This window comes from Gallaecimonas sp. GXIMD4217, assembly GCF_038087665.1.
Lineage (GTDB): Bacteria > Pseudomonadota > Gammaproteobacteria > Enterobacterales > Gallaecimonadaceae > Gallaecimonas.
This window is the reverse complement of sequence record NZ_CP149925.1, coordinates 568,095-590,440: the sequence shown is the minus strand read 5'-3', so window position 1 is coordinate 590,440 and position 22,346 is coordinate 568,095. Positions and strand designations below refer to the sequence as shown.

Annotated in this window: 23 protein-coding genes; 5 read left to right on the top strand and 18 right to left on the bottom strand. The window is 64.1% G+C overall.

Features of this window, described 5'->3' with window-relative positions:
• Positions 1-156: 156 nt before the first annotated feature.
• Together WDB71_RS02955 and dinB are read right to left on the bottom strand one after the other, a co-directional pair.
• Positions 157-1,695: a leucyl aminopeptidase family protein gene (locus WDB71_RS02955; protein WP_341503153.1), complete on the bottom strand. Its 1,539-nt coding sequence runs from the start codon at positions 1,693-1,695 to the stop codon at positions 157-159.
• A gap of 48 nt (positions 1,696-1,743) precedes the next feature.
• Positions 1,744-2,796, bottom strand: a complete 1,053-nt coding sequence (gene dinB / locus WDB71_RS02950; protein ID WP_341503152.1) for a DNA polymerase IV — start codon at positions 2,794-2,796, stop codon at positions 1,744-1,746.
• Between the two features lie 77 nt (positions 2,797-2,873).
• Between dinB and WDB71_RS02945 the strand changes: the two genes are divergently transcribed.
• Positions 2,874-3,542 carry a DUF2461 domain-containing protein gene (locus WDB71_RS02945; protein ID WP_341503151.1) on the top strand — a complete coding sequence of 223 codons (669 nt, stop codon included), beginning with the start codon at positions 2,874-2,876 and terminating at the stop codon, positions 3,540-3,542.
• A gap of 122 nt (positions 3,543-3,664) precedes the next feature.
• Here the strand turns inward: WDB71_RS02945 and ribA are convergent, their stop codons facing one another.
• The 7 genes from ribA to ycaO form a co-directional block, all read right to left on the bottom strand.
• On the bottom strand, positions 3,665-4,258 hold the full coding sequence (ribA, locus tag WDB71_RS02940) for a GTP cyclohydrolase II (RefSeq protein WP_341503150.1): 594 nt from the start codon (positions 4,256-4,258) through the stop codon (positions 3,665-3,667).
• A 201-nt stretch (positions 4,259-4,459) separates the two neighbouring features.
• Positions 4,460-4,729, bottom strand: coding sequence for a hypothetical protein (locus WDB71_RS02935; RefSeq protein ID WP_341503149.1), 270 nt, complete (start codon positions 4,727-4,729; stop codon positions 4,460-4,462).
• A 149-nt stretch (positions 4,730-4,878) separates the two neighbouring features.
• Positions 4,879-5,130 (bottom strand): hypothetical protein, encoded by a 252-nt coding sequence (locus WDB71_RS02930; protein ID WP_341503148.1) that lies wholly within the window; start codon positions 5,128-5,130, stop codon positions 4,879-4,881.
• A 61-nt stretch (positions 5,131-5,191) separates the two neighbouring features.
• Positions 5,192-6,421 (bottom strand): hypothetical protein, encoded by a 1,230-nt coding sequence (locus tag WDB71_RS02925; protein WP_341503147.1) that lies wholly within the window; start codon positions 6,419-6,421, stop codon positions 5,192-5,194.
• Positions 6,422-6,462: 41 nt separating this feature from the next.
• On the bottom strand, positions 6,463-6,675 hold the full coding sequence (locus WDB71_RS02920; protein ID WP_341503146.1) for a hypothetical protein: 213 nt from the start codon (positions 6,673-6,675) through the stop codon (positions 6,463-6,465).
• Position 6,676: 1 nt separating this feature from the next.
• A complete protein-coding gene (locus WDB71_RS02915) occupies positions 6,677-6,889 on the bottom strand; it encodes a DUF4177 domain-containing protein (RefSeq protein ID WP_341503145.1) in 213 nt (70 codons plus the stop codon).
• Between the two features lie 134 nt (positions 6,890-7,023).
• Positions 7,024-8,745, bottom strand: a complete 1,722-nt coding sequence (gene ycaO, locus WDB71_RS02910; RefSeq protein WP_341503144.1) for a 30S ribosomal protein S12 methylthiotransferase accessory factor YcaO — start codon at positions 8,743-8,745, stop codon at positions 7,024-7,026.
• A 127-nt stretch (positions 8,746-8,872) separates the two neighbouring features.
• Between ycaO and WDB71_RS02905 the strand changes: the two genes are divergently transcribed.
• From WDB71_RS02905 to WDB71_RS02890, 4 genes are all read left to right on the top strand, one after another.
• Positions 8,873-11,560, top strand: coding sequence for an AAA domain-containing protein (locus tag WDB71_RS02905; RefSeq protein ID WP_341503143.1), 2,688 nt, complete (start codon positions 8,873-8,875; stop codon positions 11,558-11,560).
• A 63-nt stretch (positions 11,561-11,623) separates the two neighbouring features.
• Positions 11,624-11,839, top strand: coding sequence for a ParD-like family protein (locus WDB71_RS02900; RefSeq protein ID WP_341503142.1), 216 nt, complete (start codon positions 11,624-11,626; stop codon positions 11,837-11,839).
• The gene (gene map / locus WDB71_RS02895; RefSeq protein ID WP_341503141.1) at positions 11,817-12,608 is read left to right on the top strand and encodes a type I methionyl aminopeptidase; all 792 of its coding nucleotides are present in this window, start codon (positions 11,817-11,819) and stop codon (positions 12,606-12,608) included. Before WDB71_RS02900 ends, map begins: the two co-directional genes overlap by 23 nt.
• 70 nt (positions 12,609-12,678) lie before the next feature.
• Positions 12,679-13,263 carry a hypothetical protein gene (locus WDB71_RS02890; protein ID WP_341503140.1) on the top strand — a complete coding sequence of 195 codons (585 nt, stop codon included), beginning with the start codon at positions 12,679-12,681 and terminating at the stop codon, positions 13,261-13,263.
• 508 nt (positions 13,264-13,771) lie between these two features.
• Here the strand turns inward: WDB71_RS02890 and nqrM are convergent.
• The 9 genes from nqrM to dctP form a co-directional block, all read right to left on the bottom strand.
• On the bottom strand, positions 13,772-14,008 hold the full coding sequence (gene nqrM / locus WDB71_RS02885) for a (Na+)-NQR maturation NqrM (RefSeq protein WP_341503139.1): 237 nt from the start codon (positions 14,006-14,008) through the stop codon (positions 13,772-13,774).
• Positions 14,005-15,033 (bottom strand): FAD:protein FMN transferase, encoded by a 1,029-nt coding sequence (locus WDB71_RS02880; RefSeq protein WP_341503138.1) that lies wholly within the window; start codon positions 15,031-15,033, stop codon positions 14,005-14,007. The genes nqrM and WDB71_RS02880 overlap by 4 nt, the downstream gene beginning before the upstream one ends.
• A gap of 6 nt (positions 15,034-15,039) precedes the next feature.
• A complete protein-coding gene (gene nqrF / locus WDB71_RS02875) occupies positions 15,040-16,272 on the bottom strand; it encodes an NADH:ubiquinone reductase (Na(+)-transporting) subunit F (RefSeq protein ID WP_341503137.1) in 1,233 nt (410 codons plus the stop codon).
• A 37-nt stretch (positions 16,273-16,309) separates the two neighbouring features.
• Positions 16,310-16,906 (bottom strand): NADH:ubiquinone reductase (Na(+)-transporting) subunit E, encoded by a 597-nt coding sequence (gene nqrE / locus WDB71_RS02870; protein WP_341503136.1) that lies wholly within the window; start codon positions 16,904-16,906, stop codon positions 16,310-16,312.
• A gap of 6 nt (positions 16,907-16,912) precedes the next feature.
• Entirely contained in the window at positions 16,913-17,545 is a 633-nt protein-coding gene (locus tag WDB71_RS02865; RefSeq protein ID WP_341503135.1) for an NADH:ubiquinone reductase (Na(+)-transporting) subunit D, read from the bottom strand.
• Positions 17,538-18,341: a Na(+)-translocating NADH-quinone reductase subunit C gene (locus tag WDB71_RS02860; RefSeq protein ID WP_341503134.1), complete on the bottom strand. Its 804-nt coding sequence runs from the start codon at positions 18,339-18,341 to the stop codon at positions 17,538-17,540. The genes WDB71_RS02865 and WDB71_RS02860 overlap by 8 nt, the downstream gene beginning before the upstream one ends.
• On the bottom strand, positions 18,334-19,536 hold the full coding sequence (locus WDB71_RS02855; protein ID WP_341504174.1) for an NADH:ubiquinone reductase (Na(+)-transporting) subunit B: 1,203 nt from the start codon (positions 19,534-19,536) through the stop codon (positions 18,334-18,336). Before WDB71_RS02855 ends, WDB71_RS02860 begins: the two co-directional genes overlap by 8 nt.
• A gap of 2 nt (positions 19,537-19,538) precedes the next feature.
• Positions 19,539-20,879: a Na(+)-translocating NADH-quinone reductase subunit A gene (locus WDB71_RS02850; RefSeq protein ID WP_341503133.1), complete on the bottom strand. Its 1,341-nt coding sequence runs from the start codon at positions 20,877-20,879 to the stop codon at positions 19,539-19,541.
• Between the two features lie 282 nt (positions 20,880-21,161).
• Complete coding sequence (dctP, locus tag WDB71_RS02845; protein WP_341503132.1) at positions 21,162-22,244, bottom strand: TRAP transporter substrate-binding protein DctP; 1,083 nt, start codon at positions 22,242-22,244, stop codon at positions 21,162-21,164.
• Positions 22,245-22,346 lie beyond the last annotated feature (102 nt).

The window sequence follows — 22,346 nt, the reverse complement described above, 5'->3', positions numbered from 1 at the left end:
TTACGGGTGCCATTCTAGCCATCGTGTAATTTTATTACAAGCCATTTTGTGACCAAGGCCGCAAAAAGTGCGGGACAACGGCAGATCCAGAAAGTAAATTACATCTCCAGCCTAAAAAAGAGGCGGCTTTCGCCGCCTCTTGTGACAGGGCCAGCCTCAGAGGTAAGTGGCGGCCAGGGTCAGCACCGGCGCCGCCGAGGGCTTGCCGTGCTGCCAGTCGCCCCCTTCGACACCGCTGCCGGCGATGTCGATATGGGTGTAGGGCAGCGGCTTGTCGGCGCTGTTGCCATGCCTGTCGAGGCCAGAGGCGATGGCCAGGAAGGCCATGGGGAACTGGTGACCGCGGCTGGTGACGCTGGACGGCGCATTGTTGCTGGTCAGCACGTCATCGGCCGGGCTGCGGGCACGGACGAAATCGTAGTCTTCGCGGCGCAGGCGGGACAGCTCCACCGGATCGGCCCAGAGATCGCCCTGGTGCATGAAGGTCTCGGCGGTATGCAGGGCCCGGGCCGGGCCGTTTTCCAGCACCGCCGTGTAGGGGCCCATGGCCCGGGCGGCGTGACCGGTGAGGGTGGCGATGGAGAACAGCTCCGGCTCCACCGCCTCCAGGGCGTCCTCACGCAGGTGGGACAGCAGATCCGCCAGCACCAGGCGCCCTTCGGCGTCGGTGTTGCCGATGCGCGAGCGCACCCCGGCATGGCTGGTGACGATCTCGTCCGGCACGAAGCAGTCGGCCCCTATGCTGTTGCGCACCGCCCCTATCTCGGCGATGACCTTCAGGCCCTGGGGCTTAAGCTCGGCCACCGTCTTCATGAAGCCGGCCACGGCGGCGGCGCCGCCCTTGTCGCGGCTCATGCCGGCCATGGCGCCATTGATCTTGAGATCGGCACCGCCGGTGTCATAGGTAATGCCCTTGCCGGCGAACAGCAGGGTCTTCTCTATGGGGCCCTCGCCCACATATTCCAGGCGGATCACGCAGGGCATGTGGCGGTCCACGTCCAGGCTGGCCCTGGCCACGGCCATCAGCAGCGGATAGTCGCGCTTGAGGCGATCCACGTCCGCCAGCACCGACACCTTGACCGGGCTGCCGGCAAAGAGCTGCTCGCAGTATTCGGCGAAGCGCTGGGGCGCCATGCGCTCCGGCTCGGTGCCGCAGAGATCGCGGCCGGCGCGGCGGCCGGCTTCCAGGGCCATCAGGCGGTCGATATCGGCCTGCTCGGAGATGATGCCCAGGCTCTCGACCGGCTCCACCTCGCCCTCCCCTCTCGCCTCGCGGGCCTCCAGGGGCTGCCACAGGGCCTGCCAGAAGCCCAGGGCCGCCACCGCCTCGGCATTGCCATAGCGCTCGTCGTCCGGCATGCCCAGCACCAGCAGGGCGGGATTGCGGCTGCCGGCATCACGGGCCGCCTGGGCGGCCTGCCTGGCGGCGTCGTAGAAGCGGCGCACGTCGTCATAGTCCCTGTCCAGGGGACCGGTGGCGCTGGCGATGATGCGACCACCCGGGGCGGCGGCGTTGGCGATCAGCACGGTGCCGCTGGCAAAGCGCTGGTCCAAGGCCTGGTACTGGGCCAGGGCGTCGGCCAGTTCGGCGGGAAAATCGGCCCTGGGGCCATGGATGAGAATGAGGGCGTCGAAATCGCCGCTCTGGGTGGCGGCGCTCAGGGAATCAAGGCGAACCGGCTTGGCAAAGGCCATGGCAAATCCTTCTTTTGTATTTGTAGGGTGTGGCTCATTATTGGGGCCTTAACGGCCTTCGTCAAAGTCCAGGGGCAGTTGCCGGCTCCTGTTGCCGTCCAGCAGGCCGACGCTGAGCCCCACCAGCCGCACCTTCTTGCCGCCCCCCCGCTCCAGGGCGCCGGCCAGCAGCCCCTCCAGCATGGCCTTGTCCAGCACCGCCGTGCTGTGCTCCATGGTGGTCTGCACGAAATCGCTGAACTTCACTTTCACCCCCAGCTTGTGGATGGGCCTGTCGCCCAGGCGGCGCTTAAGTTCCGGCCAGAGCCTATCGGCCACCGCCATCACCGCCGCCAGCCCGTCCACGTCTTCGCTGAGGGTGGTTTCCACCCCCACCGACTTGCGCACCCGGCTCACCGCCACCGGCCGCTCGTCTATGCCCTGGGCCCGCTCGTGGAGCACGGCGCCGAACTTGCCCAGCTTGTTGAGCAGCCAGTCCAGATCCCGCCGCAGCACGTCCTGGCCGGTCTTCAGGCCCAGCTGGGCCAGCCTGGCCTCGGTGGCCTGGCCGACCCCGGGGATCTTGCGAAGGGGCAGCTTGCGCACGAAATCCGGCACCTGGTCCGGGGTCAGCACGAACAGGCCGTCCGGCTTGTTTTCCTCCGAGGCTATCTTGGCCAGGAACTTGTTGGGGGCCACCCCGGCCGAGGCGGTGAGCCCCAGTTCATCCTTGATCATCTGGCGGATCTGCATGGCAATGAGGGTGGCCGAGCCCTGGCAATGGCGGCTGTCGGTGACATCCAGGTAGGCCTCGTCCAGGGACAGGGGCTCTATCTTGTCGGTGAAGCGGGCGAAGATGTCGCGGATCCGCGCCGAGGTTTCCTTGTAGACCTCCATGCGGCCCGGGATCAGGGTCAGGTTGGGGCACAGGCTCAGGGCCTTGTGGCTGCTCATGGCCGAACGCACCCCGAAGGCCCTGGCCTCGTAGTTGCAGGTGGCGATGACCCCGCGCCGCTGGGGGCTGCCGCCTATGGCCAGGGGAATGCCGCGCAGGGCCGGGTTGTCCCGCATCTCCACGGCGGCATAGAAGCAGTCCATGTCCACATGGATGATCTTGCGCATGACCCCTCCAACTGTATATATAAACAGTATACTAAAGTGGGTGAGGGGTTAGGCAATGAAAATTCGCGGGAGAGATCATGTTCAGTCAAGACAGCCTGGACTTCCTGGCCGCCCTGGCGGCCAATAACGACAGGGACTGGTTCCAGGACCACAAGCAGGACTACGAACGGAGGGTGAAGGCCCCGGCCCTGGCCTTTATCGACGCCATGGCGGCGCCCATGGCCGAGATCGCCCCCCGCTTCGCGGTGGGGCCGCGTTGTCTGATGCGGGTGTACCGCGACACCCGTTTCGCCAGGGACAAGCGCCCCTACAAGACCAATGTGGGTATCCAGTTCCGCCATGATCTGGGCAAGGACGTCCATGCCCCCGGTTACTATGTGCATGTCGAGCCGGGCCAATGCTTCCTGGGCGTGGGCAGCTGGCACCCCGAGAGCCAGGCCCTGCGCAGGATCCGCGACTGCATAGACGACAGCCCCAGGAACTGGCTGCTGGCCAGGGACGACAAGGCCTTTCGCTCCCACTTCCAGCTCAGAGGCGAAAGCCTGGTAAGGCCCCCCAAGGGCTTCGCCGCCGATCACCCCCATCTGGAGGATCTCAAGCGCAAGGACTATATCGCCGTCTGCCCTATCGATGATGACGCCGTGCTGGGCGAAGGCTTCGTGGCCTACTGCGCCGAGCGCTTTCGAAGCGCCGACCGCTGGATGCGTTTCCTTTGCCACGCCATGGAGGCGCCCTTCGAAAAATGACAAGACCGGCATTCGCCGGCCTTATTGCACCTTTCGGGTGAGCCCTTGCTCTTGGTGGCCCAGGCGGCTACTCCTCGTGCATCCAGTGACGCACCTAGTCATAACGGCCAGGCCGGTTTGGCCTATTCCTCGTGCATCCAGTGGCCGAGCTTACCGGCCTTGGTGGCCAGGTAGCTCTCGTTATGGGGGTTGTCACCATGGCGATGCACCACCCGCTCCACCACGTCCAGGCCCAGATCCTCCAGGGCCACCACCTTGCGGGGGTTGTTGGTCATCAGGCGGATCTTCTTGATGCCCAGGCGCTCCAGCATCGGCTTGACCAGGCTGTATTCGCGCTGATCGGCGGCAAAGCCCAGGCGCTCGTTGGCTTCCACGGTATCGGCCCCTTCGTCCTGCAGGCGGTAGGCCTTGATCTTGTTCAACAGGCCGATGCCGCGGCCTTCCTGGCGCAGGTACAGCAGGGCGCCACGGCCCTCGGCGGCGATGGCCCTCAGGGCCGCCTCCAGCTGGGCACCGCAGTCGCAGCGCTGGCTGAACAGGGCGTCACCGGTCAGGCATTCGGAGTGAAGGCGGGTCAGTACCGGCTCACCATCGGCCACGTCGCCCAAGGTCAGCACCACATGCTCCTTGTTGCTCTGCTCGTCGGCAAAGCCGTGCATCTGGAAAACGGCCCAGGGGGTGGGCAGGCGGGAAGATTCCACATAGCGAATAGACAACTGGAGCACTCCTACAACACAACATCGATGGAGCTCTTGGCCCCTTTGCAGGCAGATTTTAATGAGCTCCTAGAAAAAGGATAGGCCTGGAGCGGAAAAACAGTGTTCACAATGGGGATGCAATGGCCACCCCGGCCGTCAGCCCATCTGGACGGGGCCGGTTCGGCCCTTGATGAGGCAGCCGTTCAGGCGACATGGCCTTCAGTGCTGCCTAGGCTCCTGCTTGTCGATGTTCCTGTACTTGCTGCGCATGCTCTTGACCAGCCCCCAGGCCAGCCAGGGCAAGGTGAACCAACCCAGGAAGAACAGCAGCTGGTTGCCGGGTATGGCCACCACCCAGGCGCTGGTGAACAGGGTCACCAGCACCACGAACAGGCCGGGCTGATCGTCCGGATGGCGCTTCTGGCAGCCCCGGTACAGGGGGAAGACCCAGAAGGTGAAGAACAGGAAGCGGATCGCCAGCAGTATCAACGCAATACCCTCTCAGCAATGACGGTGTCAGGAGCAATGGCCGAAGGCCCATATTAGCCAAAGGCTATCTTCGTGCAGTCGGGGGGATCTTGCCAAGGCAGGCGCCATTGCAGGCGGGGGGCTGTTGCCAAAGCCGGGAAGGCCCCTGGTCAGCCGTCATGGGGCCGGTAGCGGCTGCGCAGCGCCTTGACCAGCCCCCAGGCCAACCAGGGCAGCGTGAACCAGCCCAGCAGGAACCCCAGGCCCGTGCCCGGCTGGCCCGACACCCAGGCCAGGGTGAAGAGGATCACCAGGGTCACAAACCCCAGGGGGCTGTCGTCGGGATGGCGCTTCTGGCAGCCCCGGTAGATGGGAAACAGCCAGAGGGTGAAGAAACAGAACCGTAATACCAGCCAAATCATGATGCAGGTCCCTTGCCATATTCGGCGCCGCCCTGGCGCCACCGTTCATGTTACCGAGCCGTTACTTGGGGAAATACCAGAACGGCAGCTCCAGGGGCTTGTCCAGGAAGTGGTACTGGAAGCCGAGCAGATGCCGGCCCCGGGCCAGGTCGGGCCTGTCCAGGTAGGCCTGGATCCCCTTGGTGCCACTTGGCTGGTGGCGGTGGAAATGCCAGTCCAGGGGCACGGGCTGGCCGTCCAGGCTCACCGTCAGCACCTTGTTGATGCAGTTGGCGTCTTCGGGTGACTGGGGGCGCTTGGCGCAGGCCTTCTCCAGCTGCCCGTTCAGGCTGGCGGTCATCGGTACGAACAGGGTCACCGGCATGCTCTGGTAGCGCTGCTGGTCGATCAGGGTCTGGAAAACCAGGCCCTTGCTCCCGGCCTTGGGGGCATAGCCGGCGCTAAAACCGAAGAAGTCCTCCTTGTTCAACTTGACGGTCTCGGTGCCATGGTAGAAAGCGCCACCGGCCAGCAGGCCCCGAAAGGCGATGACGCCGGCCAGCATCAGGAAGAAGGCGCCGGTGATGAGGCGCTGGTTCCTGTTGCGCCTCATGTTGAGCACCACATGCTCGTAGAAGGCATAGCCGGACAGCAGCCGGAAGGCCCGGTAGATGGGATAGAAGGCGCGACTGACCCAATGGAAGCGACTGTTGCTGAACAGGCCGCCACTGAAGACGTCGGCCAGGAACAGCAGCGCCAGGACATCGAAGAGGTATACGGTGTATTTCGCCAGAGCCCCGGCGCCCAGCAGAGTCAGGCCATGGGTCAAGGACGCGGACTCCAGCACCAGCAGCACCACCGAGGCGATGTAGCAGACATAGAGCAGGGCCACCGAAAACAGCTGGCTGCCGACCTTGTCCACCTTGATCAAGTGTTGCTCCGACTGGCGCAGCTGCCTGTTCTGGAGCAGGTTCTGCCTGCGGAAACGGCTGAATTCAAAGCGACCCAGGCCGGGCTCCCGCGCCGACAGCAGGCCGATCAGGGCGACCCAGTAGGCCCGGAACACCAGGTTCAACGACAGGAAAGACACCAGCACGAACAGGGACATGGCGAACAGCGCCACCAGGAACAGGGAGCTGGCCAGCTTCAGGTAGTCGTCAATGACGATATGATAGGCAACCCAGTGGTAGGCGTTGCCGACCTGATCCAGCGCCTGCACCATGAGCACCAGCGCAAAGCCCGAGATCAGCAGCTCCATCTCCCAGCTGCGCTCGTAGAGATCCTTAATCCATTTCCTGTTTTGCGACGACATGCCTGACTACCCTGGCGTTGTTGGGAAGGGCCCCGGGCCCTTCAGTCGATATAGCGGTCCTTCCTCTGGCGCTTCTCGGTGAGGTATTCCCGGCGAATGAGCGCCACGGCCACCACCACCACCTCGATCAGCGCGGCGCTGAGGGTGAGCTTGAAGAAGACTTCGCCGTCCAGCGGCTGGTACCAGAGCTGGGCCAGGGCCATCAGGCCCCAGAGCACCAGGATCACTACGGAGATAATGGCGGCCAAACGCATATCAGGCGTCCCTTTCCATCAGCACCACATAGGCCTCGCGCTTCCAGAACAGCAGCATGCGGCGCTGGTCCTTCTCCATGGTCACCACGCGCCAGCCCTGGCGGGCATTTTCGTTGAGGAACTCGGAAAAGCGCTCGGGATCGATCTTGGACTGGCCCAGGAACAATGAACCCAACATCCCTTCTTGGTAGATAACGGCCTTGTACTCTTTCATTGCTTACCTTGTTGATGCATTTAGGAAATTTCTAAAAACGAGGCGATATTAACACCCAGGGGCCGCCTCGTTCCAAGTTTTGTGGCCACAAAAAAGCCGCTCGTTGAGCGGCTTTTTTATTTACCTTGGCCGGCTTAGCGCAGCTGGCCCTTGAGCACCTTGCGGTAGGCCTCCAGCAGCTTGCCGTGGCCCAGGGTGGGGGCGGCGGCGTCCAAAGGCTGCAGACCGGGGAAGCGGGCTTCACCTGACACCAGGGCCAGGGCCAGTTCGACGGCGGCCTCGCCATGGTAGGCCACCAGGGCGCGGCGGTAATGGGCCATGTCCACCTCGGCCAGGCTCAGCTCCAGCACCGCGTGCAGGGCACGCAGGCTGGCCCTTTCGTGGGCTTCCAGGTGGCCGGAGGCCAGCACCGAGCCCAGCACCTCGAAGGCCTCTTCGTGCTCGCCCAGGGCCAGCAGCAGCCACAGCTTCAGCTCGCCGATGCGCAGCCGTGCCCAGGGGGTGCCCTTGTCGCCGACGATGCCGGCCCATTCCAGCACCCGCAGCTGGTCGTTGGCGCCCACGGACTCCAGCAGGCTGAGCAGGGCTTCCAGCTGCTCCTCACCGGCGTCCGCCAGGTTGAACAGGGTCTGGCGGTGGGCCAGGGCCTGGTTGTTGTTGTGCCAGATCATCTCGTCGGGCAGGTAGATGTCGGAGAAGCCCGGCACCAGGATGCGACAGGCATAGGCGCCCAGCTTCTGGTACTCGGCAACATAAACCTGGTGACCTTCCTCGTGCAGCAGCTCGATCAACGCCTGGCGCTCGAACTTGTTGTCGTGCTCATCGTCCCAGTCGGCAAAGGCGTAGTCCGGCTCATCGGACAGCAGCGCCCAGCTCACGTAACCGCTGGAGTCGATGAAATGCAGCTCCAGGTTGTGGGGATCCTCCACCTGCTCCATGTCGGTGGTGGGGGCCGGGAAGCCTTCCAGCTCGTCCAGGGCGCGGCCCTGCAGCAGCTCGGTCAGGGCCCGCTCCAGGGCCACGCCGAACTTGGGATGGGCGCCGAAGGAGGCGTAGACGCCGCCGTCCGGGTGCAGCAGGGTCACGCACATCACCGGATAGCGGCCGCCCAGGGAGGCGTCCAGGGCGCGCAGGGTAAAGCCGCTCTCCTCCAGGGAGGCCATGCCCTCGGCTATTTTGGGGTAGCGGGCCAGCACCTCGGCCGGCACCTCCGGCAAGGTGATGGCGTCCACCAGGATGCGGTTCTTGATGGCGCGCTCGAAGATCTCGGACAGGCCCTGCACCTGGGCCTCTTCGCGGTTGTTGCCGGCGCTCATGCCGTTGGACACGAAGATGTTGCCGATCAGGTTCACCGGCACGTACACGGTCTGGCCGTCGCTCTGGCGCACGTAAGGCAGGGCGCAGATGCCGTTGCCGGTGCCGCCGCCGTTCATGTCGGCCAGATCGGCCGGGGCCGGCTTGCCGTCGTCCAGGTAGATGGCCTTGAAGTGCTCGTCCAGCAGGTCTTCGGGCCAATCCTGGCTGGGCTCGAACCAGCGCTCGTCGGCCTGGTGCACATGACCGAACTCCGCCAGCATGGGGTCGAGCATGAAGTCGGCCCACAGGTAGCGGGTGGAGATCCGCTCGATCAGCTCGCCGTAGGCGGAGGCCAGGGCCGCGTCGCGGCTGGCGCCCTTGCCGTTGGAGAACACCTGGGGGCAGTCGCGATCACGGATATGCACGGACCAGATGTGGGGAGCCGGGTTCAACCAGCGGGCCTCTTCGATATGGAAGCCCAGGCCTTCGATGGCGTTGCGCAGGTTGACGATGGAGTCTTCCAGGGCCGCGTCCTTGCCGGGGATAAAGGTCTTGGTCATGAGTGTCACCAATTCGGGGGCCGACGTGGCCCGGACAAAACGGCGCATATAGTAGCACAAGGGCGTTTCCCAAAGCCCATTGGTCCTGGCTAAAATGGCGGCAGTTTGCCACCACAACCCCGCTTTCATGGACAGAACCCGCCGCCTCATCCGCTTCTACCAGCAGTGCTACCAGGCCGACAGCCGCGAGCTGCAACTGAGCGATCTGCTCAAGCTCAAGGACGAGCAGCTGTTCGTCCTCGGCGGCGAGGAACACCTGGCCAGCGGCTTCCTGGCCCGCGCGCCCCTGCCCCTGGCCCAGTTCGAGGCCCTGGACAAGGGGGTCAGGCTCTACCAGCGGGAGCGGCAGCTGGTGTACGGCCTGCTGCCGGTGTGCGGCCGCCTGCCCGCCAGCGGCCTGAACAACAGCCGCCGCCTCTGTGCCCCCTTGCTGTACTGCGACGCCGAGCTGGAACGGGACGAGGACGGCTTCGTGGCCCTCGGTGGCGGCTTCCAGGCCAACCTGCCTCTGCTGCGGCTGCTGCTGGACGAGGACGGCGGCGAGGCCCTGGCGACCTTCCCGGTGCCGGGCGCCCGGCTGGGCGCCAGCGAGGTCAGCGCCATCCGCCAATGGCTGGCCCGTCACGCCGGCCTCGACCAGAGCGACGAGCTGGGCTGGTGGCCAAGGCTCTGCGACGAGGCGCGGCTCAAGTCCGCCTGCCGCAGGCACAGCCTCAGCGTGCAATGCGCCGCCCTGGTGGCCCTGGTGGAAAGGCCCAGGGGCGCCCGAGGCGTGCTGCACGAACTGGAGCTGCTGCAGCAGGACGCCCTGCCGCAAACGGCGCTGGATGCCCTGCTCGGCCAGCCCGGGCCAGTGCAGGCCGGTCGCACCACCCCCGAGCTGCTGCCCGGCCTGCTCAGCCAGGCCCAGCGCCAGGCCCTGGCCAACGCCGCCGCGCTGGGGCTGTCGGCCATCTCCGGCCCGCCCGGCACCGGCAAGAGCTACAGCATCGCCGCCATGGCCGTGGACCGCATGCTCCAGGGCCAGTCGGTGCTGCTGGTCTCCAAGACCGAGCAGGCGGTGGACGTGCTGGCCCACAAGCTAAAGACAGATTTCGGCATAGTGGAAGGCGTGATCCGCGGCGGCGACCACGGCCAGCAGCGCCAGCTCAAGGCCGACCTGGACAGCCTGCTGGCCGAAGGCCCCCTGCCCCCAAGCGTCGAGGCCTCGGCCAGGGCCAGCCGCCGTCAGCTGCGTGAACACCTGGCCCGGCAGCGCAAGCACAGCCGTATTCTGGACGCCCAGCTCGCCGCCGCCCAGCGCCGCGGCGAGCGCCTGGCCCGCCTGGAAAGCGGCCGGGGCAGCCTAGCCGACAAGCTGCTGATGCCGCTGCTGCAGCGCCTGGCACCGCAGCAGTCGCTGCTGGCCGCCATGGAGCAGCTGCGCGGCCACACCCGGGCCCAGCTTAGGGCCGCCCGGGACCATGTCCAGCGCCAGCGCTTCGAGCAGCTGCAGTGGGTGCTGGACAACAAACGCCAGACCCTGCTGCAGTTCCAGAAGGCCCTGCGCGCCCGCCGCTCCAGCGCCCAGCAGCAGTATTTCGAGGCCCTGGAGGACGACGCCCTGCTCAAGGCCTTCCCGCTCTGGCTGTGCAGCCTGGAGGCCCTGCACAAGGTGCTGCCCCTCAAGGCTGGCCAGTTCGATCTGGTGATCATCGACGAGGCCAGCCAGTGCGATCTGGCCTCCTGCCTGCCGGCCCTGTACCGGGCCAGGCGGGCCGTAGTGGTGGGCGACAGCAAGCAGCTCAGGCATGTTTCCTTCCTGTCCAGGGACAAGGAGCAGCAGCTGGCCCAGGAGGGCGGCCTGACGGACGCGCCGCCCCTGGGCTACCGGGATCACAGCCTGCTGGACGCGGCCCTGGCCGCCCTGCCCAGCCAGCAGGCGGTCACCGCCCTGGACGAGCATTTTCGCTCCCGCCCGGAGCTGATCCGCTTCAGCAACCGTCACTTCTACCGGGACCGCCTGAAGATCATGCAGGACAGGCCGGCCCTGACCGACTTCGCCCTCAAGCTGCACCGCCAGCATGGCCGCCGCCACGCCAGGGGCCATAACGAGCAGGAGGCGGACGCCGTGCTGACCCGGGTGCTGGACCATGTCGAGCGCTACGCCGGGGCCGGAGCCAAGCCCAGCATCGGTGTCTGCTCGCCGTTTCGGGCCCAGGTGGCGCACCTGGAGAAGCGCCTGCTCCAGGCCCTGGACGGCCAGGCCATCGAGGAATTCCGGCTGCGCATCGCCACCCCCTACGGCTTCCAAGGCGAGGAGCGGGATCTGATGCTGCTGAGCTTCGCAGTGGACGAGCAGAGCGGCCGCGCCGCCGCCTACCTCAACCGCGAAGACATGTTCAACGTGGCGGTGACCAGGGCCAAGGAGCGGCTGGAGATCTTCCACTCCCTCGATCCCGAGCAGCTGCCCCAGGGCAACCTGCTGCGCCGTTACCTGGAGTTCGACCACGGCCAGACCAGGGAAGACGTCGGCGCTCCCCACTGTGCCTTTGCCGACCAGGTGCGCGAGGCCCTGGCCGGGCTCGGCATCCACTGCTGGCAAGGCTTTCCCATGGCCGGGCGGGAGCTGGATCTGGTCTGCCGCCTGGGCGACCGGCACCTGGCCATCGATCTGGTGGGCTATCCCGGCTACTGGCATCAGGCCTTCGATCTGGATTACTACCAGCTGCTGCACCGGGCCGGCCTGGCCCTGGTGCCCCTCAGCTACGAGCGCTGGCAACGCCGCCCCGGCGACTGCCTGGCGGAGATCCGCGCCCTGCTAACGGCGCCCTGACGCCCTTGCGCTGGGCGGACCAGCGATATACGATTTATATATGTTTTATATACCCCGTTTATCATGGGCATACTGAAAATTTCCGACCAGCTCCACGACGAGGTGCGCAGCGCCAGCCGCGCCCTCAGCCGCTCCATCAACGCCCAGGCCGAGCACTGGATCCGCCTCGGCCGCCTCTGCGAGCTCAACCCCACCCTGACCGGGGTGGAACTGATGCACCAGCTGCTCGCTGCCGCCCAACAAGGAGAGCCCGAAGATGGCCAATATCAAGATGCCTGAGCAGATCGAACGGATGCGCAACGCCGGCAGGCTGGCCGCCTCTGTGCTGGAGCACCTGATCCCCCTGGCCAAGCCCGGCGTCACCACCCTGGAACTGAGCCTGGAAGCGGAGCGCTTTATCATCGAGGAGCTGAAAGCCAGGCCCGCCACCAAGGGCCAGTATGGCTTCCCCCACGCCATGACCACCGCCATCAACCAGGTGGTCTGCCATGGCATCCCCAGGGCCGAAGACCTGCTCCAGGACGGCGACATCGTCAATCTGGACGTGACGGTGGAAAAGGACGGCTACATCTGCGATACCAGCCGGATGTTCCTCATCGGCCAGATCGCTCCCGAGGCCAAACGCCTGGTGGACGTAACCCAGGAGTGCCTGTGGCGCGCCATGGCCGAGATCAAGCCAGGCGCCCGCCTGGGTGACATAGGCCACGCCATCGAAAGCCACGCCAGCCGGGCCGGCTTTTCCGTGGTCACCGAATACTGCGGCCACGGCATCGGCCGGGAGATGCACGAAGCGCCCCAGGTGCTGCACTACGGCAAGCCGGGCCGCGGTCTGAAACTCAAGCCCGGCATGACCTTCACCATCGAGCCGATGATCAACGCCGGCAAGGCCGGCACCAAGGAGCTCAAGGACGGCTGGACGGTAGTGACCCGCGACGGCAGCCTGTCCGCCCAATGGGAGCATACGGTGCTGGTCACCGAGACCGGGGTGGAGGTGCTGACGCTCAGGGAAGAGGAAAGGGAGCTGGTGCAGCGGTACCTGGGGGCTTAAGCCACAGAGCCCAGTCAGGCCCTGTTTAGCCGGCGGGGCCTAAAAACGATAAAAAGAACAAGGAACGTATATGAAAAAGGCGCTGCTCCCCCTGGCCATACTGGCCCTGATCGGGCTCTGGAGAGCCCTGCCCTACGAGCTGCAAAACCCGGTGGCCGATATCTGGCTGACCCTGGCCTGCTGGATACTGTCAGCCCTGGCCCTGCTCAGGCTGGTGATGGTGATCCCATACAAGGACGTCAGGGGCGTTGCCTTCGTCTTTCTCGCCGTGATCCTCATCCCTTGGATTATCGTCATCCCTTTTGTCGCCATGGCTGCCATACAGAGCCTTTCACTGGGTTACTACCCGGTAGAAATGCCTCTTGATGCGATCTCCGACGGCACTTCACGGTATCGCCTCTATCAGACCAACTATGGCGCCACTACGGATTTTGGCCTTTCGCTGAGGGAAGAAACCCTGCTGCCCCTGGGGCTGATGCGCAGCAAAAAACTCTACTATCGCGACCATAGCCGTACCGGCTCGCTGAAGTTTGGCGGCGAGCGGCTGCAGCTGACCATAGATCCCTATGGCAAGCTCAAGGAGCCGCTCTATGTCTGGGTGGATCTGGGTACGGGTAAGCATTGTGAAACCACTGAGCCGGTTCCCTGCCTGTAAGGCCATCCTTGGGGGGCACCTCGTGCAGCTTATAGGGCTCAGTTAATACGTTGGGATTCGTACCACATCCCATATACGCAATAAGCTAAGTGCATTGCGCCAGATTTAATGGCCGCGCAGCGGCCAAGTCAGGCCCCTTTGAAGGCGCTGAGTTGGAACGAGCGTGAGCTGGCCCGAGGCATGGACGCCGAGGGAGTGCCTGCCGCGCCGGGAGCGCGTCAGGCACGGTCAGCGGTAAGCGAGTGGAAACGAAGGTAGCCGCAGGCCGCCCGAGCAGGGGAGCGCTCTTTGCCTACTTTCTGTCGCCACAGAAAGTAGGGCCCCGCGCAGCGGACCTCGAAGAAAACAGCCCTCCAGTGCAATGGAACGCGAACCAACGACAGGCTATGCATTCGGCGGGTTACACAACGCCCATCCTACAAAGCCAAAAGGCATAACCCTCTGTGCCACAGACACAAAAAACCCCGGCATCGCCAGGGTTTTTTCCAATCTCAACCGAGAAATAACCTCAGAGAATCCGGTTCTCCTTCCAGACCGCTTCCTGGGCCTTGCGCTTGGCTTCGGCCTTGGCCATCTTCTTCTTGCGGTTGTCGCAGGGCTCGGGGCAGTCGCAGGCCTTGTCGACGCCGATGCTGCCCAGGCCGCCGCAGGAGCCGGAGATGGCCTTCTTCTGGAAGATGTAGCCCACGGCCATGGCCAGGATCACCACCAGGAACAGACCGAAGGTCAGCAGCAGGGTTGTCATTGTGGCGCCTCCACCAGGTACTTCTCGAAGGCGGTAGTGTACCGCTCTTTGAAGCCCTCGTCAGTCTTGATGACCATAAAGACGGCAAGTTGTTCCCGCTCGGCCAGGGCCCAGCCGGCTTCCTCGCCCAGCACGTTGATGGCGGTGGCCAGGCCGTCCGCGGTCATGGCGCTGGGGTGGATCACCGTCACCGAGGCCAGGCGGTGGTCTATGGGCCTGCCGGTGGCCGGGTTGATGGTGTGGCTGTAGCGCACGCCATCTTCCTCGTAGTAGTTGCGGTAGTCGCCACTGGTGGCCAGGCCGTTGTCACCGGGCGCCAGCACCTCCTGGATGGCGCGCTGGCCACTGGGGTCCGGCTTCTCGATGGCGATGCGCCAGGGCTGGCCGTCCGGCTTCTTGCCGGCGGTACGCAGCTCGCCGCCGATCTCCACCATGTAGCTGGTCACCCCCAGGGTCTCCAGGTAGTCGGCCAGCACGTCCACGCCCCAGCCCTTGGCGATGGAGCTGAGATCCACGTACAGGTCGGCCGTGGCCTTTTGCAGGCTGCGCTCGCCGACGCTGAGCTTGTCCTGCCCCACCCTGGCGCGGATGGCGGTCAGCTGCTCGGCGCTGGGCACGCTTTGCGGGCGCTGGTCCGGGCCGAAGCCCCAGAGGTTGACCAGGGGACCGACGGTGACGTCGTACTGGCCCTGGCTGAGCTCACCGATGCGCAGCGCCTCGCGCACCACCACGGCGGTGGCGGCGCTGACCTCGAAGGGTTCGGTGCTGCGGCTGGCGTTGAAGCGGCTCAGCTCGGAGTCGGGCCTGTAGGTGGACATCTGGTCGTTGACCAGCTCCAGGCGCCTGTCCAGCTCGGCCTTGAGGTCGTCCGGCAGGCTCACCTGGTCGGTGCTGACCAGCTTGACGTGGTAACTGGTGCCCATGGTGCGGCCCTGCAGGGCCAGCAGCTCGGGCTCGCTTGAACAGGCGCTAATGAAAATGGCCAGCCCGAAGGCCAGCCATTTGCTTACTTGCTTGAAACTCATCAGGTTTTAGCCACCGAAGTCGTCCAGCAGGATGTTCTCGTCCTCGACGCCCAGATCCTTGAGCATCTTGATGACGGAGGCGTTCATGATCGGCGGACCACACATGTAGAACTCACAGTCCTCGGGGGCCTCGTGGTCCTTCAGGTGGTTCTCGTAAACCACGTTGTGGATGAAGCCGGTGTAGCCGTCCCAGTTGTCTTCCGGCTGGGGATCGGACAGGGCCACATGCCACTCGAAGTTCTCGTTTTCCGCGGCCAGCATGTCGAAATCTTCCACGTAGAACATTTCGCGCTTGGAGCGGGCGCCGTACCAGAAGGTGATCTTGCGCTTGGAGTTCAGGCGACGCAGCTGATCGAAGATGTGGCTGCGCATCGGGGCCATGCCGGCACCACCGCCGATGAAGACCATCTCGGCTTCGGTTTCCTTGGCGAAGAACTCGCCGAAGGGACCGGAGATGGTGACCTTGTCGCCCGCCTTCAGGGACCAGATGTAGGAAGACATCTTGCCGCAGGGCAGGCTCAGGTTGTTGGGCGGCGGCGTGGCGATACGGACGTTGAGCATGATGATGCCCTTCTCGTCCGGGTAGTTCGCCATGGAGTAGGCACGGATGGTAGTGTCATCCACCTTGGACTCCAGGTTGAAGAAGCCGAAGCGCTCCCAGTCCGGACGGTACTCTTCCGGGATATCGAAGTCCTTGTACTTGACGTGGTGCGGCGGAGCCTCGATCTGGATGTAGCCACCGGCGCGGAAGGGTACGTCCTCGCCTTCGGGGATGCCCAGCTTGAGCTCCTTGATGAAAGTGGCCTTGTTATCGTTGGAGATAACGGTGCACTCCCACTGCTTGACGCCGAATACCTCTTCGGGCAGTTCGATCTTCATGTCCTGCTTCACAGCCACCTGGCAGGCCAGGCGGCAGCCCTCGCGGGCCTCGCGCTTGGAGATGTGGGACAGTTCGGTGGGCAGGATCTCGCCGCCACCTTCCTTGACCTTCACCTCACACTGGCCGCAGGAGCCACCACCGCCACAGGCGGAGGAAACGAAGATACCGTTCTCTGCCAGGGCACCCAGCAGCTTGCCACCGGCGGAAGACGTGATGGCCTTGTCCGGATCGTTGTTGATGAGGATGGTCACGTCACCGCTGGCGACCAGCTTGGTGCGGGCGGCCACGATAACGGCCACCAGCGCCAGCACGATCAGGGTGAACATCACCACGCCGAGAATAATAGTCTGATAGTCCATCGACTTATCCTTTACGTTTTGGGCACGTCAGGCGTGCTTACAACTGAACCCCTGAGAAAGACATGAAACCCAGCGCCATCAGGCCGGCGGTCAGGAAGGTGGCACCCAGGCCACGCATACCGGCCGGCATGTCGGCGTACTTCAGCTTCTCGCGAATACCGGCCAGCAGCACGATGGCCAGGGCCCAGCCCACACCGGAGCCGAAGCCAAAGACCACGGACTCGGCGAAGTTGTATTCACGCTCGACCATGAAGGCCACGCCACCGAAGATGGCGCAGTTCACGGTGATCAGCGGCAGGAAGATACCCAGGGCGTTGTACAGGGCCGGGAAGTACTTATCCAGCACCATTTCCAGGATCTGCACCAGGGCCGCGATGACGCCGATGAAGGTGATGAACTTCAGGAAGCTCAGGTCGACACCGGCGATCAGGGCGTCCGGCGCCAGGATGTTGGCGTAGACGATCTGGTTGACGGGTACGGAGATGGTCAGTACCACGATAACGGCGACACCCAGGCCAAAGGAGGTGGCGACCTTCTTGGACACGGCCAGGAAGGTACACATGCCCAGGAAGAAGGCCAGTGCCATGTTTTCGATGAAGATGGCCCGCACCAGCAGGCTCAGATAATGTTCCATCTTGCCTTACTCCTTAGGTTCAACCTGTTCCGGACGATAGGTCCGCAGCAGCCAGATCAGGCCGGCGATGATAAAGAAGGCACTCGGCGGCAGCAGCAGCAGGCCGTTGGACTGGTACCAGCCACCATTTTGCACCAGCGGCAGCACTTCGATGCCGAACAGGGTGCCGGTGCCGAACAGCTCGCGGATGAAGCCAACGGCCATCAGCATGGCGGAGTAGCCCAGACCGTTGCCGATACCGTCCATGAAGGACATCAGCGGCGGGCTCTTCATGGCGTAGGCTTCGGCGCGACCCATGACGATGCAGTTGGTGATGATCAGGCCAACGAACACCGAGAGCTCCTTGGAGATCTCGTAGGCGTAGGCCTTGAGCACCTGGTCAACCACGATTACCAGGGAGGCGATGATGGCCATCTGCACGATGATCCGCACGCTGTTGGGAATGTGGTTGCGGATCAGCGAGATGAACAGGTTGGAGAAGGCCGTTACCGTGGTCAGTGCCAGCGACATAACGAAGGCCTTGTCCAGGCGGCCGGTGACCGCCAGGGCCGAACAGATACCCAGCACCTGCAGGGCAATGGGGTTGTTGGCCAGAATGGGTCCAAGGAGGACCTTCTTCATTTCCTTGGTATCAGCCATTGTTCAATTCTCCATTGCGGACCTTGGTCAGGTACGGACCGAAGCCCATATCGCTCAACCAGAAATCGAAGGTGTACTGGACACCGTTGGAGGTCAGGGTGGCACCGCTCAGACCGTCGATCTCGTGGGCGCTGCCCTGGGGGGCCACACCCTTGACGACCTTGATGGCGATGTCGCCGTTCTCGTCAAACAGCTTCTTGCCTTCCCACAGGGCGCGCCACTTGGGGTTGGTGATCTCACCACCCAGGCCGGGGGTTTCACCCTGGTCGTAGTAGGTCAGGCCGACAATGGTGTTGGCGTCGGGCTGGACCGCCACGAAGGCGTACATCATGGACCACAGGCCATAGCCGTGCATGGGCAGCACCACTGAGGTGACCTCGCCCTGCTCGTTCCTGGCCAGGTACACGGCGGCGTAGTTGGAACGGCGCTTGATGGAGGCCAGATCCTGGTCGCCGCTCAGCTTCAGGTTGGTCTCAGGGGTCTTGGCGGCCTTGCGCTGATCGAAGTCGCTGGCCTTTTCCAGGCCCAGGGTCTCGGGAGCCACATAATCGCCGGTCTTGATGTCGATGATGCGGGTGTCGATCTGCTTGGCGAACAGCTCACGCACTTCCTTGCCGGACATGCCGGGCTGCAGCATGTGGGCCGCTTCCAGGATGTTGCGCTGCTTGTCGAGCTGCTTGTTGATTTCCTGGGTGGGCTTGAGGGCCACGGCGGCGGCGGACACCACCACGGAGCACACCAGGCTCACGCCCAGCACCACGGCCAGGGTTTTGCCGAGGGATTCTTTGTTAGACATTGCGCGCAACCCTCCGCTTGATGTTGGCTTGGACAACAAAGTGGTCGAACAGAGGAGCAAAGAGGTTGGCAAAGAGGATTGCCAGCATCATGCCCTCGGGGAAGGCCGGGTTGACCACACGGATCAGCACCACCATGACACCGATCAGGATGCCGTAGGCCCACTTGCCCTTGTCGGTGAAGGAGGCGGAGACCGGGTCGGTGGCCATGAACATCATGCCGAAGGCGAAACCGCCCAGCACCAGGTGCCAGTACCAGGGCATGGCGAACATGGCGTTGCTGTCGGAACCGATGGCGTTGAACAGGTAGCTGGTGGCCACCATGCCCAGGAAGGTACCCAGCACGATGCGCAGGGAGGCGATACGCAGGAAGATGATCGCCAGGCCGCCGATCAGGATGGCCAGGGTGGAGGTTTCACCCATGGAACCGGCGATGGTGCCGTAGAAGGCATCCCACCAGGCCGCGTTGAAGGCGTAGTCCAGGGTGCCGGCAGCGGCTTGGCTCAGGTGGGTGGCACCGGAGAAGCCGTCGACGGCGGTCCAGACGGCGTCGCCGGACATCTGCGCCGGGTAGGCGAAGAACAGGAAGGCACGACCAGCCAGGGCCGGGTTCAGGAAGTTACGGCCGGTTCCGCCGAACACTTCCTTGGCGAACACCACGCCGAAGGTGATACCCAGGGCCGCCTGCCACAGGGGCACGGTGGCGGGCAGGATCAGGGCGAACAGCACCGAGGTCACGAAGAAGCCTTCGTTCACTTCGTGCTTGCGGATGGAGGCAAACAGCACTTCCCAGAAGCCACCGACCACGAACACGGTCAGGTAGATGGGCAGGAAGAAGCAGGCGCCGTACCACATCAGGGTGCCCCAACCGGCATCGGCGGTCAGGCTGCCGCCCAGGGCCTGGAACAGGCCGACCTGCCAGGCTTCGCCCAGCTGGTGACCGGCTTCGATGGCGCCTTGGGCCTGCAGGCCGATGTTGTACATGCCAAAGAACATGGCCGGGAAGGTGGCCAGCCACACCATGATCATGATGCGCTTGAGGTCGATGGCGTCACGAACGTGGGCACCCTTCTTGGTGACCAGGCCGGGAGTGTACAGAATGGTGGCCGCGGCCTCGTAGAGGGCGTACCACTTTTCGTATTTGCCGCCTTGCTCGAACTGCGGCTCGATACGCTCGAGGAAGTTTTTCAGACTCATCATTAACCTTCCTGCTCGATCTTGGTCAGACACTGACGCAGCACCGGACCGTACTCGTACTTGCCGGGGCACACATAGGTGCACAGCGCCAGATCTTCTTCGTCCAGTTCCAGCACACCCAGTTGCTGGGCGCTGTCGGTGTCACCGGACAGGATGTCGCGCAGCAGCAGGGTCGGCAGGATATCCAGCGGCATGATGCGCTCGTAGTTGCCGATCGGCACCATGGCACGGGAGGAACCGTTGGTGGTGGTAGTCATGTTGAACAGCTTCTTGCCGAAGTGGCCCAGGTAGGCGCGGGTGACGGAGTGCTTGTCAGCGCCCGGCATGGCCCAACCCATGAAGTGTTTCTCACGACCTTCCGCCAGCACGGACACCTGCACGTGGTAACGACCCAGGAAGCCGTGTACGCCGTGGGCGGTGTTGCCGGACAGCACGGAACCGGAGACGATGCGGTTCTCGCCGTCGGCCAGCTCGCCGGCGGTCAGCTCGGCCAGGGAGGCACCCAGCTGGGTACGGACCAGGCGCGGCTTCTTGACGGCGGGACCGGCCAGGGACACGACGCGATCGACGCTCAGCTTGCCCTCAACGAACAGCTTGCCGAAGGCGATCACGTCCTGGTAGCCGATATGCCACACGGACTTGCTGGCGGACACGCCATCCAGGAAGTGGATGTGGGTACCGACCAGGCCGGCCGGATGAGGACCGGCGAATTCGTGGGTTTCGACGCGGGCGATGTCGCTGCCGGGGATGGCGGCGCCGCCGGCCTTACAGACGAAGATCTTGCCTTCGGTCAGCAGGGACAGGATGGTCAGGCCCTGCTGGAAAGCGGCTTCCTGGCCCTTGATCACCACGGCCGGATCCGCTGCCAGCGGATTGGTGTCCATGGCGGTCACGAAGATGGACCGGGGCGCGGCGTCGATGGCCGGGATCTTGGAGTAGGGGCGGGTCCGCAGGGCGGTCCAGAGACCGGACTCCACCAGCTGGTCGACGACCTGCTTGCGGTCCAGCTCGGCCAGCTTGGCGGCGTCGACGGCGTTGAAGGTGATTTCTTCGTTGCCTTCGACCTCGATAACGACGGACTGCAGCACCCGGCGGGCACCACGGTTGATCGCTACCACCTTACCGGCGGCCGGGGCGGTGAACTTCACGCCCGGGTTTTTCTTGTCTTCGAAAATGGCCTGGCCTTTCTTGACGGTGTCACCCTCGCGAACGAACATGGTCGGGCGCATGCCCACATATTCTTCGCCGAGAACGGCAACTGTCTTTACGGCGTGGCCATCATGGATCTTCTGCTCAGGAGTTCCGCTGATGGGAACGTCCAATCCTTTTTTGATGGTAATCATACGCACTTGCAACACAGTTATTGGGAATCTGTATGCTGGACCGCCACCTGATTCCCGGTGTCAGGCAGCGACCGAGAAAAGCGTTTTCTTTATAGGGACGTTGTCTCGCCCACGGTTTTCAAGCGGCGCATTTTAACACCCCTTGCCCCGCACTTACCACGGCTATTGCCCCACATCATGGAACTTTTGTGAAAATGACCGCTACACCGGGAAATGCCGGGGTGGAGCGGCCAAAAAAACAGGCGGCATCGCTGCCGCCTGTAGAGTCTAGTCGCTACCCCTTCAGTCGAGGGACACATAGGCCTTTTCGGCTATGGCGTGGTACTCCTCCACCCCTTGCTGGAAGGTCTTATAGGACTGGTAGACCTTGTCCATCATGGCATCCTTGGCCGCCTCTTCGGCGATGACCTGGGCACTGACCTTGCGCAGCTCCGCCAGCACCTCGGGCGGGAAGGGACGGATCTCGACGCCCTTTTCCTTCAGCGCGTGCAGGGCCTCGATGTTGCGGGCCGTGTACTCGTCCAGCATGTCCTGGTTGGTGGCCCGGGCGGCGCTGCGCACTATGGCCTGCAGATCCGCCGGCAGGGCCTGGAAGGCGGCCTTGTTGACCAGTAACTCCAGGGAGGTACCTGGTTCGTGCCAGCCGGGATAGTAGTAGTAGCTGGCGGCCTGGTGCAGGCCGAAAGCCAGGTCGTTGTAAGGACCCACCCACTCGGTGGCGTCTATGGCGCCGGTCTGCAGGGCGGTGAACAGCTCGGAGCCGGGCAGGGTCACGGGCACGCCACCCAGGCGCGCCAGCACCTCGCCGCCCAGGCCGGGCAGGCGCATCTTCAGCCCCTTGAGATCCGCCAGGCTGTTGATCTCCTTGTTGAACCAGCCGCCCATCTGGGTGCCGGTATTGCCACCGGCCAACGGCAGTATGCCGAAGGGGGCATAGGCCTCCTCCCAGAGTGCCATGCCGCCACCGTAATGGAGCCAGCCGTTGAGCTGCTGGGCGGTCATGCCGAAGGGAATGGAGGTGAAGAACTGGGAGGCGGGCACCTGGCCCTTCCAGTAATAGGAGGCGGCATGGCCCATCTGCACAGTGCCGGTGGAGACGGCGTCGAAGACCTCGAAGCTGGGTACCAGCTCCCCTGCCCCGTAGACGGTGATCTTGAGACGGCCGGCGCTCATCTGCTCCACCTGGCGGGCGAAGCGCTCCGGCGCCACCCCCAGGCCGGGGAAGTTCTTGGGCCAGGCGGTGACCAGCTTCCACTCATAGTGCTGCTGCGCCTCGGCCGCCTTGCCCGGCTGGGATCCGTTCTGCTCCCCACAGCCGGCCAGGGCCAGCACGGCCAGCATCCATCCCTTGAAAAGACGCCTCATAACTCCTCCTGTTGATAAAACCGGGCCGACAGGGCCAGGTACATTCCGCCAATCACACGTCTCATAGAGCCGCCTATTGATACAGCCGGCTTGACACCCAAG